We start from the raw sequence: 17,856 nt of genomic DNA, 5'->3' as shown, positions 1-17,856 counted from the left end.
ATATTTTTCTGTTTTACTTATTTAAAGCCGTAAGGACACTTCCCGCTAATACTTTTGCCCCAATCAACAAGCTATCTTCATCAATCATAAATTTCGGATGATGATAAGGATACACGCATCCTTTTTCTTCATTAGCTGAACCTAAAAAGAAATAAGTCGCTGGAATTTGTTCGGCAAAATAACTAAAGTCTTCGGCCCCCATATTCGGTTCCAAATGGATCACGTTTTGTTCACCAATAATATCTTTAGCTACACCGACCATTAACTGATTCGTTTTCTTATCATTGATGGTTGCTGGGTAGCCAAATTGATAATCGATCGTTGCTTTCGCTCCGTGGGCTCTGGCGGTAAAGTCGGTCACTTGTTTGACCCATTCGCTCATCTCTTGACGAATCGTTTTATCAAACGTACGTACCGTGCCTTCAATATATGCTTTTTCTGCGATCACATTCGCTTTGTCCCCTGAATGAAAGCTACCGACCGTTAGTACGGCTTGTTTCATCGGATCGACTTTACGTGACGTTAATTGATTCAGTTGGGTAACGATTTGTGCGCCAATACTTAACGCATCAACGGTGTCATGCGGTAAAGCCGCGTGTCCCCCTTTTCCTTCGATGGTAATAAAGAAGTCATCACTCGCCCCTAAAATTGGTCCATCGGTTTCACCAATCGTTCCGACTGGTAAATAGTTTTCCATATGAAGACAAAAAATCTGATCCACGTCTTTAATCGCGCCGTCTTCAATCATGCTTTCGCCCCGCCTGGGTCTTGTTCTTCTGCGTGTTGGTGGATAAATACGACGGTGCCGTGTAAGTCATCCTTGACAGACACCAGTGCTTTTGCGACCGTCATCGCAATTGCGGTGTGGGCATCATGCCCACACGCATGCATGACCCCCTCAACCGTTGACTGATACGGAAGGTTTGTTTCCTCTTTGATTGGCAACGCATCAAAGTCCGCGCGAATCGCGATGGTCGGACCAGGATGTGCGCCTTTAAGCGTCGCGACAACACCTCGTTCACCGACGTGTGCTTTGACGTCTAAACCGAGCGTTTTATGAAAGGCTGCAATGGTTTTCGGTGTGTTTACTTCCTCAAATGAAAGTTCTGGATATTGGTGGAAATGGCGTCTTAAGTCAATCATCTCTTGTTCGAGATTGGTAAGTATGTCATAAACGTTTGTCTGTAGCTTTGTCATTGGTTCACCCCATCTTTATAATGCATTGTGTTCTACGAAAAAAGTGTCGCGTAAACGACACCTTTTTAGTTCTTGTATAAATTATGAAACACTGCGGAAACGACGTTTCGTCGTCTTTTCTACAATGCCGAGTATAAAGTCAGCCATTAGCGCGAGTAGTGCCGCCGGTACTGCCCCTGCGATCAGGCGAATATCATTTTGTCCATTAATCCCACCGACAATCTCTTTACCGAGACCACCACCACCGATATACGGGGCAATCGTTGCGACCGCAACGGCAATGACAAAGGCCACGCGTAGGCCGGCCATAAGGAATGGAATCGACAGCGGAAACTGCACTTTCGCAAGTAATTGGAAGGGTGTCATACCAATCCCTATACCTGCTTCTGATACACCTGGGTCTACTTCTTTAATTCCTACATACGTGTTACGTACAATCGGGAGTAACGAGTAGAAGAACAACCCAATCACAACGGTCTCGTTACCTAGACCGAAATAAATAAGTAGAATCGCCAACATCGCTAAACTCGGAATCAATTGTAAGATGTTGACGAGTGATAAAATCACCGGTGCTAACCTTTCTACTTTAGCTGCTAGGATACCAAGTGGTACCCCAACGAGTAAAGCAAGTCCCATCGCTTGTAAAACCATCACAATATGCTCAACAGTTAAGGCGATGAGTTCTGCGCTATTATCTGACATATACTGAAGTAATTCAGTGATAAATTCCATCATATAACCCCATTATGATTAGTTTAGTAATCCTTCGTTTTCTAAGAATTCACGTGCCACTTCTTCTGTCGAACGACCGTTTAAGTCAACTTCTAAAATCAGTTGTGACATTTGTTCTGTTGATACGGTATCAACAAGATTATCAAAAATTTCTTTCACTTCTGGATAGTTGTCTAATACCTCATTACGTGCCACAAGTGAGGCATCGTATGGTGGGAAGAATTCCGCATCATCTTCTAAAATACGTAAATCATATTCCGCAATTTGTGGGTCAACGGTATAAGCTGTGACAACATCTAATTCATCATTTTTAATTCCTTCATACATGAGTGACACTTCCATTGCACGTACGTCACCAAATTCAAAACCATAGGCGTCTTGGAATCCGCGGTAACCATCGTTATCTCGCTCAACCCATGAGGTGTCTGTTCCTAAACGTAAGTCACCTGCAAGTGGTTCTAAATCAGAAATCGTTTCAATCCCTTCACTATCTTGTAGTTGACCTTGGATCGCAATCGCATATTCATTCTTAAAGCCGATTGAATCAAACCACGTGATATCATATTCTTCACCGAATAAGTTTTGCGCATTTTCAATTGTTTGTTCTGAATTGGTTGAATACTCAACATCATCAAAGTGATTGTTGTATACCTCACCTGAATATAACATCGCAAAGTCAAATTCCTCACGGTCGATTGACGCTAAAATTTGTGGACTTGCTTGAATATCTTCTGTGATAGTCACTTCATGATCGGTGTTTTCTTCAACTAAAATCTTCACTATTTGAGCGGCAATCTTTGGATCGGTATAAGACTGGGCGCCAAATTCAAACACTTCGCCCCCATCAGCTGATTGTTCTCCCCCGCATGCCGCTAACAGCAACATCGCACTTGCAAGTAAAGCTAGTAATAGTTTTTTCTTCATAAGTATTTACCCCTTTATATTATATTTCTTCATCATAATCGATGAAGGCTATCCTTATTTTTACGTTCACGCTCACTTAACCACGTGAAACAGATAAACGTTTTTCAATCAAACCAAAAATCAAATCAACCGTTAACGCTAAAATAATTGCCAGTGCTGTGCCAGTAAAAATCATGTACGTATTATTTGAACCAATACCAGCCATGACCAAGTCACCTAATCCACCCGCACCAATAACGGTTGCCAGTGTCGTCCAACTAATAATATAGACGGTTGTAATCCGAATCCCTGACATAATATAAGGCACCGCAATCGGTAACTCCACTTTCGCCAAGCGTTGAACCGTTGAATAGCCCATCCCTTTAGCAGCTTCGACAATACCTTGATCAATCGACTCCACCCCGGCATACGTGTTACGTAAGAGCGGAAGTAGCGCATATAAGAATAAAGCCACGACTGCGGGTGTAAAACCAATCCCGAAAATCGGAATAAGTAAGGCGAATAAGGCAATCGTTGGAATCGTTTGGAAGAAGTTCGCAACATTAAAGATCGCCTGCTTCAGTCGTTCATTTTTCATCTTTGTCATCCCAATGGCCAGTGGAACGGTCAAAACAATCGCAAAGATAATGGAGACAAAGGCGATGGATAAATGTTCAAGTAAATACTCGAAAATATTCTCGTAACGAATTTCCCAAAACTCAATATACTCTTGAATTAAGTTCATGACATGACACCACTTTTTTGATCCACTTGTTCATGAAGCACTTCTAATAGTTGATCTTGATCTAACACCCCGATAAAGCTCATATCTTCGCGAACAATCGGTGCGATGGTTTCTTTACTTGCGACAAACTTTTCAACTTCCGCCGATTCACGGTAAGCAATGACTGTTTCATCGACAAGATTTTTAATCTCACTGTCGCGATTTTTCACCGCATCATATAGCGAGAGAATACCTAAATATTTATCATCTGCATCGACAATCGGCATTTGATCTTTTTTCTTTTCTACCATGACATTAATCGCCGCGTCTAGTGACTCAGTCACTTTGACACTCGGATAATCTTCATCGACAAAGGCTGTCATCGGTGGTAGACCACGCGCTTGTCTTAAGCGGTCTTCTCCAATAAAGTCTTCCACAAATTGATTAATAGGATTGGTCAATAATTCATGAGGTGAGCCTTTTTGAACAACTTCCCCATCACGCATTAAAATGATTTGATCCGCAATCTTAATCGCTTCATCCATATCATGTGTCACGAAGATGATTGTTTTATTGATTTCCTTCTGCAAGCGAACAAGTTCATCTTGAAGTTGTTCCCGGCTAATCGGGTCAAGCGCACTAAATGGCTCATCCATCAAAATAATTTTCGGTTCCGCCGCAAGGGCACGAATCACACCGATCCGTTGTTGTTGTCCCCCACTCAACTCATGTGGGTAGCGCTCACGATAAGTATCTGGGTCTAAATCAACCATCTTTAATAGTTCCTCTACTTTTTGGCTAATCTTTTGTTTATCCCATTTTAATAATTTCGGGACGGTTGCGACGTTATCATAAATCGTCATATGTGGAAATAAACCAATACTTTGAATGACATAACCCATTTGACGTCTCAGCTCAATGGGATTAATGTCTGATATTAACTTACCATCAATCGTTAATTCGCCATCGGTATAGTCAATTAAGCGATTGAGTAATTTCATTGTTGTTGTTTTACCACAACCACTTGGTCCAATTAAGACATTAAGTTTGCCTTCTTCAAATGTGAGGTTAATATTCTTTAAGGCATGGAAGCCATCCTCATAGACCTTGTTTACGTTTTTTAATTGAATCAAGAGCATTCCCTTCTTTCGTCGTTCGTTTTGATTACTATCATAAGTTTACAGAAGAGCAAGACAAATGCAAAATCCGATATACACTTTAAATTGTACAAACTTTATACAATTTAGTGTATAGATTGTATAAACTGTTCTATCTTAAAATTCCGCCGGATTCCTCTATAATCCTACCAAAGTTCGCTCTTTTCATTCACATCTGACTATGATAATGTTAAAGTCAAACAAATATTTGACAAAAAGAGTGATAAAATGAATAAAAAAATGAGCTTAGACGATCAGTTAGAACACGTGAAGCATCGCGTCAGTGAACAAATTGCTGAAAATATGAAGTCTTACGGTTATCCTGCGACCATTGGTCGGGTCATTGCGGCCATCTATTATGCCGGGCGCGCGCTCGACCTTGATGAACTTGCCGAACATACCGGCATGAGTAAAACCCGCATGAGCCAAGTACTGAGAGAAATGACGAGTTACAATATTGCTGAAAAAGAGTTTGTGAAGGGGTCGCGTAAAGACCACTACACTGTCGAAGAAGATTATTACCAAACGTTCATTACCTTATTTACGGCTAACTGGCGTGAGGTGACGATTCGCAATAAAAAGATTGAACAAAAGATTATGGAAGAACTGATGGAGATTTACGAAGACGAAGAAGCCACACCGGAAATTAAAGCTGAAGCAGAGAACTTAATGGAAGACTCAAAAGCATCGATCCGTTACTTTGAATGGATTGAACGCATCGTTGAGTTGTTTGACTCACAAGACATCTTTAAGTATGTCCCGAAAGACCCGCTAGATGAAGATAAAAAGGCTTACCGTTTTAAGAACTAAAACGGTAAGCCTTTTTCTTTTGATCACCCTTAGACATAGGACGAAATAAGTAACCTCTTTTATTATCTTCCGTATGACTTATGATCGTCATCCTGATTTAATATGACCTTTTCTCTTAACTTGCCTGCTGATTTAATGCATGCCAGGAAACTGTTGTTGACGCAACACGTCATAAGCGATAATAGCGGCGGTATTCGATAAGTTAAGCGAACGGACCCGGTCATTTTTGGCCATATGAATCCGCAAGCACTTGTCTTCTTTACCGACAAGTAAATCCTTTGGTATGCCAGTTGTTTCTTTACCAAATACTAAGAACCATTCTTTTGATGCATCACTAAAATCAACATCGGTATAATACTTTGTGCCAAAGTTCTCAATATAATAATAGTCCCCGTCTGGGTGCTTATCATATAAGTCAAAAATCGAATCATGATACTGAACGTTCACGTCATACCAATAATCAAGCCCTGAGCGTTTCAACATTTTATCATCAGTTGAAAACCCTAACGGATGGATCAAATGGAGTGTCGCATTACATGCCAGACACGTCCGGGCAATGTTACCCGTATTTGCGGGTATTTCAGGTTCAAACAAAACAATATGGAGTCCCATCTTTCTTCACCTCTTCATCTTACTAAACGATTTATTTCTAATCTTTTCATTATCTCAGACACAAACTGACTTTATTCTGTCCGTGCTTTTAGTTTACCATTATCTGCGTAAATCGCTTCAAATTCCAGACCTTTTTCCATCTCTTTCATTACCGTCGCATCCTCTTCTTTTATCATCGCCTCACGAATAAGCTCATAACTATCTTCCCGGCCAATCTTACCAATCGCAAAGGCCGCGGTTCCTCTAATGACAGGACGCGGATCTTTTCGCATCAATGTCGCTAACGTCTCGATGCTTGAGACTTCTCGGTAATGACCAAGTGCTAAAATAGCATTCCGTTGAAGTGGTTTTTTCCCACGCCATGAACCGGCCATTTCACCAAACGTCTCTTTAAATTCTCGGTTAGAGATCGTGAGAAGTGGCAACAGTTCTGGTTTGGCAAGGTCTGGTTTTGGTTCAAACGCCTCGTGAAGATGAAAGTCCACGCCCTTATTATACGGACAGACAAGCTGACACGTATCAAAGCCATACAGTTGATTACCAAGGACCGAGCGAAATTCATCAGGTAAATAATCTTTTGTCTGCGTTAGAAAAGCAATACAGTTAGTTGTATTTAACTGACCTGGACCAACGAGTGCCCCGGTTGGACAAGCGTCGATACATTTCGTACAATCCCCACAACCGTCTTCTAACATCTCATCCGGTTCTAAAGGAATATTGGTAATCATTTCACCTAAATAAACATAAGAACCAAACTCAGGAGTAATGATCGAACAGTTCTTACCACTAAAACCAATGCCGGCACGTTCTGCGACCGCACGGTCGGGTAATTCCCCGGTATCGACCATAATTTTTGACCGAAACCCCGGGACACGGTTTTCTAAAAAAGCATGAAGCCTGTTTAACTTCTCATTTAATACGACATGATAATCCACGCCCCAACTGGCCCGGCAGACATTCCCGCGTCTTGCCCCGCGTTTATTTGCTGGTCGGTCTGTCAATCTAGACGGATAAGCTAACGCAATCGATATAATCGATTCGGCTCCAGTTAAATGCATCGCCGGTTCCGTTCTTTCTTCAATCGTTCCTTTTTCAAACCCTGACTGATAGTTTTTTTCTTGTTGGGCTTTTAATCGCGCTTTCATCTGAGTGAACGGATCAACAGAGCCAAAACCAATCTTATCAATCCCAATCTTTTCAGCATAATCTATAATGTCTTGTTTTAACGTGTTATAAGCCATTTTACATCCCACACATTCTTTCATATTACTATTGAACTAATCGAAAAAAGGCATAAATAAAACGCAACACTTCGTTTTTAAAAACGAAATACTGCGTTAGCTAAAGTGATAACTTGTATTATAGCACCGTTTTCAACAGACCGCAACCCCTAATTCTTTTTTCCTATTTGTTGGAAATATTGTTTATTTCCTTTTTAGACGGGTAAGTTAAAGTATCAGTCTAAAACAACAATACACGATATAAAAGAGAGGTGAGAAATGATGTTATGGACTATTATTGGTATTTTACTACTTATTTGGCTTGTTGGGTTTGTGCTTGACGTGGCAGGTGGACTTGTTCATATCTTACTTGTTGTCGCATTAATCGTCTTTATCTACAATATGATTACCGGAAGAAAACGGTAACCGTGTTTATACTTACTAGAAAAAGATAAAACAAAAGATATCAACCATGCTAGAAAAGAAAGCAACACCGAAAGTTATACTTATACCCGACACTCGGGATATGAATGAATATAAAATGGACAAGAAGCTGTCACAACAATTCGTGACAGCTTCTTGTCTTCGATATTTACTTGTCTATTTTCATCTAAATCTTACTGCTTATCTTTTAAGATCGCTTTAATCCATGTTTTTGCCATCAATGTATCACCTGTAGATGTCGTATGCACACCATCAATTGTTAACGGTAAGTCAAGTGACTGATCAATATAGTTTAAGAACGCTTCATGTGTTTTAACAAGGGGTAACTGATACGTCTCACTCATCCGTTGGACAATCTCGACATACGGTTTCAGTAGGGTATTTCCTTTTGAGTGACGATTTTCTTCAATCACGGTCGGTTCCATGAGAATAATCTTTGCTTTTGTTTTTGCCTGTGTGTCTTTAATCAGTTCATGGTATAACGCTTCAAATATTTCAGGAGTTACTTGTTCCATATTAGGACAATCTAACTGACGCCACACGTCATTAATCCCAATCGAGATCGATAACACATCAGGATTTAAACGAATAACATCTTCCTCCCAGCGTTCTTTTAAGTCCGTGATGCGGTTCCCGCCAATACCTTTATTAATTATCTCAGGTAAGTGTCCTTCACACGTCGCATAGTGGTCACGAATCATGCGGACGTAGTTATCACCAATCTCTAACGTGTCATCCGCCTTACCCCACTCCGTAATACTATCACCAATAAAAATCATCCGTTCCTTTTTCATTTCCTAACAACCTTCCTCTATTCATAGTTAATCATGCCTTACGCTTACATTATACACTATGTTCATTAGTTAAATAAAGTTATTTTATAGTTAATAACTTAAGTAACACCACCATGCTAGCGTATACTAAATAACTAACGCAATAGACAAATAGCTAAACGCTGGCCAAGCCCAGCTATGAAATCAACAAACAACGAATGAACCAGACGACATGAGTAGACTCACTAAATCGAAGATTTAAACGCTTAAGTCCCCACTTGGATAAACTTTTTCATATGAGTCATGTCATGACAGTTTATCCATTCCACCTAAGCTTTCGTCTGACGTTTCTGTTCCTCAGCATAAGCAATTAGCTGCTGTTTCCTTCAGATTCTTCCTCACGGAAGAAACGCATACAGTCCTTATTACTAAGTCTACCGTTGCCTTTCACCACCAAGTTACTACTCAAGCCAGGCTTACCCGAAAAAAATCCTCATCCATTATTAATGAATGAGGAGAATCATTATTTATACGGTTTCTTCTATTTCTTTGAATTCTTTGTTGTAGATCGCCATATCTATTTCTCCGAGCCTTCTTGCGGTTACAAGACCTGCTATCATGGAACCAGATACATTCAGTGCTGTTCTCGCCATATCGATCAGTGGCTCTATGGCAATAAGAAGTCCAACTAATCCTACAGGCAATCCCATGGAGGATAAAACCGTAAGTGCTGCGAATGTCGCACCTCCACCAACACCCGCAATACCAAAGGAACTGATGGCTGTAATGATAATGAGTTTAATGAAGAAGGAGGCATCCATAGGAACACCTGTACCAACCGCAATCATTACTGCGAGCATACCTGGATAAATCCCTGCACAGCCGTTCTGACCGATGCTCGTACCAAGGGAAGCTGACAGATTGGCAACACCATTTGACACACCGAGTTTTTCTATCTGAGTTTCAACGTTCAGTGGTAATGTACCAGCACTTGATCTTGATGAGAAGGCGAAAGAAAGTGGGACACTTGCTTTCTTCAGATATTTTACTGGGTTTAATTTGTAAACAACAAGGATGATGAGATGGATGATAAACATGATAATAATGGCAAGATAGGATGCTGCAACAAATTCAAACAGTCTTGAAATTTCCGATAAATTTGAAGTAGAGACAAACCTGGACAGTAGGGCAAATACACCATACGGTGTGAATCTTAGCACTAATGTAACCATTCGCATAACGACATCATGAAGCATGTTCAGAAATTTGGTGAAGGCTTCAGCGCTATCAGGTTTCTTGCGTCTAAGCCCTATTGTCGCAATACCTAAAAAAGCGGCAAAAAATACAACAGACAGTGTGGCAGAAGAACCTTGACCACTCATCGCATAAAACACATTACGAGGAATGATTTCTGTGATCTGTTCAGGGATAGGTTTTGTTTGGAAATCATTTAAGGTATCTTCCAGAGCTTGACCTCGGGCGGCTTCAGCCTCACCAGCCAGAATTTCACTGGAATCAAGTCCGAAGATGGTAGAAATACCTGCACCTAGACCAGCTGAAATAGCTGTAGTAAACATCAGGACGATAATGATGGAAAGAGCGCTCTTTCTCAACGAATTGGCATCCTGATTAACAATAGAGGTGGAAATCGCGACAAATACAAGTGGGATGACAATCATATTAAGAAGTCTGACATAACCAGAACCAATGATGCTGATCCACGTATTGGACGACGCGATTAATTCTGATTCAGAACCAAGGAGCAGCTGAAGTACACTACCAAAAAGTATTCCAGCTACCAATGCGGTAAGAACTCTCTTCGTAAAGCTCATGTGTTTTTTCTGCATAACATAAAGACCGAAAATGATGGCAACAGCGACAGATAAAATAAGTAATGTATACAGTGTGTTCATATTCATACCTCCAAATAAGTATTTTGTATCAATGTAACTAAAAGAACCGATATCCTGTCGAGCATGCGTCTGATGTCTATGGATTGTTACTCCCTTTTAAAAATACGTCTGCCAATATCCATTTAAAATCATTTCAGCCTTGAGACTTATTTACTTGAAACAATAACTGCCTCCTCTGCTCGACATATTAATCCGACCAATTTAGTCAAATTTAAATACAAAATTTATACTATAGTGAAACTCGGAAATTGTCAACAAATTTTGACAATGAATTTTACCTTCGAGCTTTTACATTCACTTTTTCTCATGGGATCGTCATTTGTTGACCTTCATCCATTTAAAGCTTTATCATTTAGAGCAAAAAGACACCCTCCTCAAGCGCATGAGCGCTAGGTAGGCGATGAAAAGAAGGTAAGAGAAACAGAAAAAGAAAAAAGAATACGAAAAACAAGGCATTTGACATCAAAAGAGTGCTAATACTTTGTTTGTATATTAAAAGCTTGATTTCGTGACACCAGGAATTTGACCACGTAAGGCTAATTCGCGACAGTCCAAACTTACGCCTATAGCCACGCGGACGTCCGTCGACCTGACAACGGTTGTTCAGTCGTGTCCGCGAGCTGTCACCCGGTAACTTCTGTAATGCTCGATAGTCACCTCTCGCAATAAAAAATGTAGATAAACATCCCATGAAGAAACGAACAATCCTAGTGGGACTGTTCGTTTTGTTCTTTCCTGTTATACATTAAATTGTCACGTCTACTATTCCTCAACGCCTTCAGGACCTGATGGCCCTTGTCTTGTTAATTGGCGGACTGATTTAAATACGCTCTGATTTTTACCGTCTCGCTTTGCTTGATAAAGGGCTTCATCCGCATGTGAGAGAATATTATTCAGCTGGCAATCTGATTGACCAGGCATCACGACACCGACGCTAATACCGACATATAGTTCATTCTCGTTCACAATATGTGGATCTCTAAAACGCGTCTCTAAGCGGTCAACAATTCGCGTTAAGTTCGTTACGTCTTGAACTTCAGGTAAAAGAACGATAAATTCATCCCCACCTAACCTTGCGACAGTATCCATCTCGCGTAATTCCATTGTGAGACGTTGGCCTACTTCAACAATAACTTGGTCCCCTACTTCATGACCATATTGATCATTGATACCTTTAAAGTCATCTAAGTCTAACATTAAGACCGCAAACGGTATGTGGTGACGCTCATATAAACTGACCACTTGTTCCAGACGAATTTGAAACAACCGTCGATTCGCTAAACCGGTAAGTGGATCTTGATAAGCCATTTGTTTCAGTTCACGTTCATATTTTTTCCGTTCTTTAATATCTCGTGCCACAACAATCGTTTGAATGTGAGTATTCCCATCGAAAATGGGTTCTAATTGTAACTCAAACCAATGCTCATCACCAAACGCATCGATAATTTTCCCCTCTTTTTTAATCGATTGGTGTTCCATCAACATTGTATGAAAGACCCCTCGCATCTGAACGATAGATTTATCTGAAAGAATCGCTTGTATCGGCTGATTAAGCAACTGATTTGTTTCATAGCCTAACAGTTTTTCATGGGAGGGAGATAGATAGACCATTTGATGTTTGGCATTGAGTACTTGTATAAGATCTGATGTATGTTCGGCAATCAACCGAAAACGTTGTTCACTTTCAAGAAGGGCGCTTCTTGCGAAGCTTTCTGTCGTTAAGTCTTTAACCACAACGTAAATACCTTGGACAGCCCCGTCCAACTGCATCGGAATGAACTTCACTTGTAGCTCCATTCCTACCTCGTCTCTCGTATTCAGTTGAATCTCAATCGATCCAGGCTCACCTTCAATCGTGTCATAAAAGCATGCTTTAAACTTTTTCGACGAGTGTTGAAATACATCAAAAATATCCTTCGGCTGATACTCATGGTGAATCGTCTCAATTAATCGTGTAAAGGCATGGTTCTTTTTGATCACCCGTCCAGAATTGTTTGTATACGCAATGGGATCCGTATTCTCTTTAAACAGTGATTTATAACGTTCCCGGGAAAGTTCTAAACGACGTTGACTAATATACATTTGATCTTCTATCAGTTTCTGTTTCGTCAAGTCATGTGAGACGGAAACAATATGCGTTACCCGTCCATTGTTAATGACAGGTGTCAAGAGTGACTCTGTCACGCGCTGTCCGGTTGAAATATGATAATCATCTTGATAACGTAACGCTTGTTTTTGTTCAACCACTTTACGGTATTGGTTTTGTAAGATCGTTGCTTTTGTCGGCGGGTTCACATCCGTAAGGGTTTGACCAATCATATCATCAGTAAATCGTAAGATCCGCTTGACTGTCTGATTGACTCGTTCATAAAAAAAGCGTTCGCCATCTTCACTCACACGCATGACAAACACCATGTCTTCCATTGCATCAATGATTGCTTGACTCATCAATTCCATTTCGCGTCACCTAATTCCCTTAGACAATTTGATTTGATTATAACACTATCTCTATAGCCTATGCATCTAAAACGTAAACGTTTACTAAATAATTTTGCTCTTTATGCTAGTCTAACTTTTTTCGCTATTTCTCTACAAGATTCAACAGAAAACCACCCTGAAAAACGGGATGTATCCGTTGACCAACACCAAATATTATATATCCGAATAATACAAAAAAGGCGGCACGGATAAAAAATAGACAAAACAACAAAAGCAAAGAGCCAAGATAATAAAACCTTGACTCTGCTTAAATATCTGTTGTATTTGTTAGTGGTTAAAGACGCACTTTTCTATTTATCTTTACTCAAGAAACGGTGATACGCCACTTTAACAATTTCCATCATCACAACAGCTAATACCGCTAGTCCTGCCGCAATGCTCCAATCAGTCAGACCAAAGCTACTTGGAATCGCAAAGATGGAACGTAGTCCAGGAATAACCGTGATGAGATAAAGACCGAAACATAACGCAACCGCACCTAGAACGTATTTATTTGTGAATAAACCGACACCAAAGATCGTCTGTTTATTTGAGCGGGCCGCAAATGTCTGTAAGGTCCGTGAAAGAATCAAGGTCGTAAAGGCCATTGCCACACCAATCTCTGGTGAGGTTTGAAGACCAATTAAGTGAGAAATAATAACCGCAATCCCGATAAAGGACCCACGTGTCATGACAGACCGTAAAGTATCACCGCAAAGATGCCTTCATCAATCGAACGTGGTTCACGGTCCATGACATCAGGTTCTGATTTCTCCATACCTAAAGCAATCGCTGGTAAAGAGTCATTGACTAAGTTAATAAACAACAGCTGTAGCGCAGTAAATGGATTAGGGAAACCAGCAATAACAGCGAAGAGAATCGCAATAATCGCCCCTAAGTTACCACTAAATAAATACGCAATCGCTTTTTTAATATTGTCAAAGACCGTCCGACCGACTTTCACCGCGTTCACGATCGACACAAAGTTATCATCGGTTAAAATCATCGCAGCGGCATCTTTACTGACGTCAGTCCCACTACCCATCGCCACACCAATATCTGCTTGTTTTAGTGCTGGGGCATCATTGACACCATCACCGGTCATCGCACTAATGTTACCTTTTTTCTGCCATGCTTTCACGATGCGGATTTTGTTTTCTGGTGACACACGAGCATAAACACGAATGTGTTCGAGTTTTTCTTCTAGCTCAGCATCCGTTAAATGATCAAGTTCTGTCCCGGTGAGTGCCAAGTCATCGTCATCAAAGATACCGATCTCTCTTGCGATCGCTTCTGCGGTTGTTTTATGGTCACCGGTAATCATAACGGTTTTAATACCTGCATGTTTTGTCTGTTCGATTGCTGCGTATACAGCTTCACGAGGTGGGTCAATCATCGCGAGAAGTCCAATTAAGACAAAGTCTTCTTCATCTTCAACGGTAATCTCCGCGGTACCTTCGGGCATTTCTTTAAAACCAAATGCCAGCACGCGCAAGGCTTGACGAGAATACGCTTCGTTTTGTTCATTCAAACGCATCTTTCGTTCATCTGTTAATGGTTTTACTTCACCATTTTCTAAGATTTTCGTTGCCCGCTTAAACATGACATCCGGTCCACCTTTAATAAATAAGAGGCGTGACCCTTCATAATCGTTTAAAGTGGACATCAGTTTACGATCAGAATCAAATGGCACTTCACTGATCCGTTCATATCGCTCACGTAAAGCTAAGTAATCTTCACCCGCTTTATTGGCATAATTGATTAAAGCAACCTCGGTTGGGTCCCCAACTTCTTGTCCTTTTGAATCAATGTAAGAGTCATTACATAAGACAGCTGTATCAATCAGTAAACGTTCATCGTCACTTAGCTCATCAAGTGATGTCTCGTCACCCTCAGAGAACGTAAAGTGATTCATGACGGTCATTTTGTTTTGAGTGAGTGTTCCTGTTTTATCCGTACAGATCACGCGCGTTGAACCGAGTGTTTCAACCGCCGGTAACTTACGAATAATCGCATGTTGTTTCGCCATCTTATTTGTTCCAACAGATAACACAATCGTCACGATCGACTGTAGGGCTTCCGGAATGGCCGCAACCGCCACTGCTACCGCAAACATAAGTGCATTGAGGAGTTCTGTCGTTACATCCACCGGTCCGTCACCTAACCAAATTCTTAGTGCTTGGACTAAGAAAATCACACCGGAAAGAATTAAAATCCAAAACCCAAGTTTACGACTAAACGCATCGAGCTTACGCTGAAGTGGTGTTTGTTTTTGTTCGGCTGTATTTAATAGATTCGCAATCTTACCGATCTCCGTCGTTTTACCGGTTTCTGTCACAACAAAGGTTGCCCGGCCATTGGTCACAAGTGAACTTGAAAAGACTAAGTTCACCTGTCACCGAGTGCCACTTCCTCTTCAATCACCGCCACGTCTTTCGTAACCACTTGTGATTCACCCGTCAACATACCTTCATTGACTTGTAGTGAACCAGATTCAAGTAAACGTCCGTCTGCGGGGATATAGTCCCCTGCTTCTAGATAAACGATATCACCCTTAACAAGTTCTCGTGCGGGAATCGTTTGTTTTTCACCATGACGTAAAACCTTGGCATTGGGTGCTGACATTTCTCTTAGAGCATCCAGTGAGCTTTCTGCTTTCTTTGTTTGGACCACACTAATGACCGCATTCATAATAAGAACAATCATAATAACAATCGTCTCGACATACTCCCCGAGAAGCATTTGTACACCGGCGGCGATCAGTAACACAATCACCATCGCATCTTTAAAGGCATCTAAAAATAATTTCCATGTGGATGCTTTTTGTTCTTGTTCGAGTTCATTATACCCGTCACGTTCTTGACGTGAGCTGACTTCTTGCTTTGAAAGACCATCCATACTAGCTTGTAAGTCATTTAACGTCTCTTCTTCTGTCTTTTGATAATAAGACATCCCTCTCACTCCTTCTTTAGGTATTCGTTCGTAAGCTCTTTATAATATTTACGTAAAGGTGGCTTTGTAAACATAAGAAAGACCCTTACCAACAAACACCCATAGTGTTATATTGGTAAAGGTCTTGCCTACAACGGATGTTGCCAGTAATGCCGGAGATAAAGATCTCGTAATGACGACATTATTGTTAGAGCTACTCCCCTTTAGTTAGCTTAATTTTACCTGTAGTTTCATCGTTCGTCAAGTTAAACCGCACGGTTTAACTAAGAGTTTACAAAACGTAACACAACGATTAATGACAGACATAAGGCAATAATTTACGTTCAATCGCTTCTTTAAAGGTGCGCATTTCAATAAATAACTGAAAAACCGTCATTTCCCCATCTTTATACCGTTCGATCGCATCCGTAAAGTAAGGCTCTAAATCACCTTCCACATTAATATCAAGCGATAACAACGCGTATTGAATCTCCACATACATCACGGCTGCTTGATGAAATTGTGTCAACCACTCCTCTTCTGTCATCTCACGACACTCCATTTCCGCTACTAACCCGTGCATTGTGTCTGTCTTATCAATAACCGCTCTAATCTCATCAAACTCATATGGATACATATTGACACCTCGCATTCGTTTTATTCTTCATCTCATCAACAATTCTACTATAATTTTCATGATATTTATACAAGAAAGGTGAAAATCCGAATATATGCACCCTATCGATTGACATTTTCGATGACTTTAGGCACTATCCTATATGAATAACAAGACTTATCTCTCGATGGTTGATCAACGAAAAGGTTTAAATTCTCTTCAAATGGGAAAATCTTTAAAAGAGCACTCTATCTCTAGCGATCATTTTTAAAAACATTTTTTAAAAAACAAGTTAAAAATACACTTGACATCTAAATGAAAGAAGGAAAAGCTATGTCTGACTTACAGATTACTTTATGTTTTCATGAAGACGCCGGTCAAGTCGACCGTGACAGACTCAATGATATTGTTTCAACACTTGAACGTACTCACTTTTCAGTCACAGAATTAAATTTGGCGAACACGACTAATCAAGACATTAACTCAGCCTTTCAAGATAATCACATCGTCATTGCTTACGGCGGTGATGGGACGGTCCACCACGTCTTACAGCACGTGATTAACTGTCCCAAGCCACCGATTTTTGCGATTATTCCTGGTGGGACAGCGAATGACTTTGCCAGAACACTCAATATGCCGATGAATCCAGTAAAAGCAGCAGAGATGATTGTCAAACAACAGACAAAACAGATTGATATCGGTCAGTTTAACGATCGCTACTTCCTTAATTTCTTTGGTATTGGACTTGTCACAGAAACAAAACAAGCGGTCAGTGAATCAGGAACAAAGGCAACGCTTGGACGGTTTAGTTATTACTTGAGTAGCTTACAGTCATTAAATGCGCCTGAACCGTTCTCTGTTTCAGTTAAGAGTGACACACGTCACTATGAAGGTGATGCGATTATGGTGATGGTCGGAAATGGTCAGTACACCGGCGGTGTACGGGCGTTTTTCAACCAAGCGGATATGAGTGACGGAGCCTTTGACCTCTTGATCATTAAAAATGTCTCGGCGCGGTCTCTATTTGAAATTATTAAAGCCAATATCACAACAGATCCTAAACAGTTAGAAGGGATTGAGTATTTCCGGGCCACAGACATTGATATCACCACCACTCCTCCCCAACAGATTGATTGTGACGGGGAAGACGGAGGCACAACACCTGTCAACATTACTATTCTCCCGCAACACATAACCATGATTACGGGTGATACCTCTCTATTCCAAAAGTAATCGTGAAAGACAAAGCATCAAAAGGTCTAGCCAGAAAAGAAAAGAAGAGAGAAATAAATAAAGAAAAAGAAAAACATCCGCCTGCCCCAAAAATAAGGGGACAGGCGCATGTT

The 17,856-nt window shown here is 40.7% G+C and carries 13 protein-coding genes and 3 pseudogenes; 3 read left to right on the top strand and 13 right to left on the bottom strand.

The features are described from left to right. Positions 1-13: 13 nt before the first annotated feature. From JCM19043_RS09530 to JCM19043_RS09510, 5 genes and pseudogenes are all read right to left on the bottom strand, one after another. Positions 14-1,143, bottom strand: a pseudogene (locus tag JCM19043_RS09530) (M20 family metallopeptidase). Between the two features lie 135 nt (positions 1,144-1,278). Then, on the bottom strand, positions 1,279-1,929 hold the full coding sequence (locus JCM19043_RS09525) for an ABC transporter permease (protein ID WP_062322039.1): 651 nt from the start codon (positions 1,927-1,929) through the stop codon (positions 1,279-1,281). 18 nt (positions 1,930-1,947) lie between these two features. Next, a complete protein-coding gene (locus JCM19043_RS09520) occupies positions 1,948-2,853 on the bottom strand; it encodes a glycine betaine ABC transporter substrate-binding protein (protein WP_062322037.1) in 906 nt (301 codons plus the stop codon). A gap of 76 nt (positions 2,854-2,929) precedes the next feature. Next, entirely contained in the window at positions 2,930-3,577 is a 648-nt protein-coding gene (locus JCM19043_RS09515) for an ABC transporter permease (protein ID WP_062322034.1), read from the bottom strand. Continuing rightward, positions 3,574-4,689, bottom strand: a complete 1,116-nt coding sequence (locus tag JCM19043_RS09510; protein ID WP_062322032.1) for an ABC transporter ATP-binding protein — start codon at positions 4,687-4,689, stop codon at positions 3,574-3,576. Before JCM19043_RS09510 ends, JCM19043_RS09515 begins: the two co-directional genes overlap by 4 nt. A gap of 252 nt (positions 4,690-4,941) precedes the next feature. Between JCM19043_RS09510 and JCM19043_RS09505 the strand changes: the two genes are divergently transcribed. Next, on the top strand, positions 4,942-5,523 hold the full coding sequence (locus JCM19043_RS09505; protein WP_231631483.1) for a GbsR/MarR family transcriptional regulator: 582 nt from the start codon (positions 4,942-4,944) through the stop codon (positions 5,521-5,523). Between the two features lie 132 nt (positions 5,524-5,655). Here JCM19043_RS09505 and JCM19043_RS09500 read toward each other — a convergent pair whose 3' ends face one another. Both JCM19043_RS09500 and queG read right to left on the bottom strand, forming a co-directional pair. Beyond that, positions 5,656-6,135 (bottom strand): tRNA (cytidine(34)-2'-O)-methyltransferase, encoded by a 480-nt coding sequence (locus tag JCM19043_RS09500; protein WP_062322030.1) that lies wholly within the window; start codon positions 6,133-6,135, stop codon positions 5,656-5,658. 71 nt (positions 6,136-6,206) lie between these two features. Further along, positions 6,207-7,376, bottom strand: coding sequence for a tRNA epoxyqueuosine(34) reductase QueG (gene queG / locus JCM19043_RS09495; RefSeq protein WP_062322028.1), 1,170 nt, complete (start codon positions 7,374-7,376; stop codon positions 6,207-6,209). Positions 7,377-7,637: 261 nt separating this feature from the next. Between queG and JCM19043_RS16455 the strand changes: the two genes are divergently transcribed. Beyond that, positions 7,638-7,781 carry a lmo0937 family membrane protein gene (locus JCM19043_RS16455; RefSeq protein ID WP_143103171.1) on the top strand — a complete coding sequence of 48 codons (144 nt, stop codon included), beginning with the start codon at positions 7,638-7,640 and terminating at the stop codon, positions 7,779-7,781. A gap of 191 nt (positions 7,782-7,972) precedes the next feature. On the opposite strand, the gene JCM19043_RS09490 is transcribed toward JCM19043_RS16455, so the two are convergent. The 6 genes and pseudogenes from JCM19043_RS09490 to JCM19043_RS09470 form a co-directional block, all read right to left on the bottom strand. Next, a complete protein-coding gene (locus JCM19043_RS09490; RefSeq protein WP_062322026.1) occupies positions 7,973-8,593 on the bottom strand; it encodes an SGNH/GDSL hydrolase family protein in 621 nt (206 codons plus the stop codon). Between the two features lie 506 nt (positions 8,594-9,099). Continuing rightward, positions 9,100-10,485 (bottom strand): L-cystine transporter, encoded by a 1,386-nt coding sequence (locus tag JCM19043_RS09485; protein ID WP_062322024.1) that lies wholly within the window; start codon positions 10,483-10,485, stop codon positions 9,100-9,102. 492 nt (positions 10,486-10,977) lie between these two features. Beyond that, a pseudogene (locus JCM19043_RS16050) lies at positions 10,978-11,146 on the bottom strand (30S ribosomal protein S14); the annotation flags it as partial. A 101-nt stretch (positions 11,147-11,247) separates the two neighbouring features. Beyond that, positions 11,248-12,942, bottom strand: a complete 1,695-nt coding sequence (locus JCM19043_RS09480) for a bifunctional diguanylate cyclase/phosphodiesterase (protein ID WP_062322022.1) — start codon at positions 12,940-12,942, stop codon at positions 11,248-11,250. Between the two features lie 332 nt (positions 12,943-13,274). Then, a pseudogene (locus JCM19043_RS09475) lies at positions 13,275-15,915 on the bottom strand (cation-translocating P-type ATPase). 292 nt (positions 15,916-16,207) lie between these two features. Beyond that, on the bottom strand, positions 16,208-16,531 hold the full coding sequence (locus JCM19043_RS09470) for a hypothetical protein (protein WP_062322020.1): 324 nt from the start codon (positions 16,529-16,531) through the stop codon (positions 16,208-16,210). A gap of 294 nt (positions 16,532-16,825) precedes the next feature. On the opposite strand from JCM19043_RS09470, the gene JCM19043_RS09465 reads away from it, so the two are divergent. Next, positions 16,826-17,743, top strand: coding sequence for a diacylglycerol kinase family protein (locus JCM19043_RS09465; RefSeq protein WP_082394511.1), 918 nt, complete (start codon positions 16,826-16,828; stop codon positions 17,741-17,743). Positions 17,744-17,856: the final 113 nt, after the last annotated feature.

The sequence above is a fragment of the Halolactibacillus sp. JCM 19043 genome (assembly GCF_001310395.1).
Lineage (GTDB): Bacteria > Bacillota > Bacilli > Bacillales > Amphibacillaceae > Halolactibacillus > Halolactibacillus miurensis.
Note: the sequence above shows the minus strand (reverse complement) of the source record. Positions and strands in the feature narration are given on the sequence as shown.

What these genes read in the sequence shown, in the direction of transcription:
- JCM19043_RS09465 (WP_082394511.1), top strand. Translation starts at nt 16,826, where the DNA reads ATGAAAGAAGGAAAAGCTATGTCTGACTTACAGATTACTTTATGTTTT.
- queG (WP_062322028.1), bottom strand. Translation starts at nt 7,376, where the DNA reads ATGGCTTATAACACGTTAAAACAAGACATTATAGATTATGCTGAAAAG.
- JCM19043_RS09525 (WP_062322039.1), bottom strand. Translation starts at nt 1,929, where the DNA reads ATGGAATTTATCACTGAATTACTTCAGTATATGTCAGATAATAGCGCA.
- JCM19043_RS09500 (WP_062322030.1), bottom strand. Translation starts at nt 6,135, where the DNA reads ATGGGACTCCATATTGTTTTGTTTGAACCTGAAATACCCGCAAATACG.
- JCM19043_RS16455 (WP_143103171.1), top strand. Translation starts at nt 7,638, where the DNA reads ATGTTATGGACTATTATTGGTATTTTACTACTTATTTGGCTTGTTGGG.
- JCM19043_RS09505 (WP_231631483.1), top strand. Translation starts at nt 4,942, where the DNA reads ATGAATAAAAAAATGAGCTTAGACGATCAGTTAGAACACGTGAAGCAT.
- JCM19043_RS09515 (WP_062322034.1), bottom strand. Translation starts at nt 3,577, where the DNA reads ATGAACTTAATTCAAGAGTATATTGAGTTTTGGGAAATTCGTTACGAG.
- JCM19043_RS09485 (WP_062322024.1), bottom strand. Translation starts at nt 10,485, where the DNA reads ATGAACACACTGTATACATTACTTATTTTATCTGTCGCTGTTGCCATC.
- JCM19043_RS09490 (WP_062322026.1), bottom strand. Translation starts at nt 8,593, where the DNA reads ATGAAAAAGGAACGGATGATTTTTATTGGTGATAGTATTACGGAGTGG.
- JCM19043_RS09470 (WP_062322020.1), bottom strand. Translation starts at nt 16,531, where the DNA reads ATGTATCCATATGAGTTTGATGAGATTAGAGCGGTTATTGATAAGACA.
- JCM19043_RS09520 (WP_062322037.1), bottom strand. Translation starts at nt 2,853, where the DNA reads ATGAAGAAAAAACTATTACTAGCTTTACTTGCAAGTGCGATGTTGCTG.
- JCM19043_RS09480 (WP_062322022.1), bottom strand. Translation starts at nt 12,942, where the DNA reads ATGGAATTGATGAGTCAAGCAATCATTGATGCAATGGAAGACATGGTG.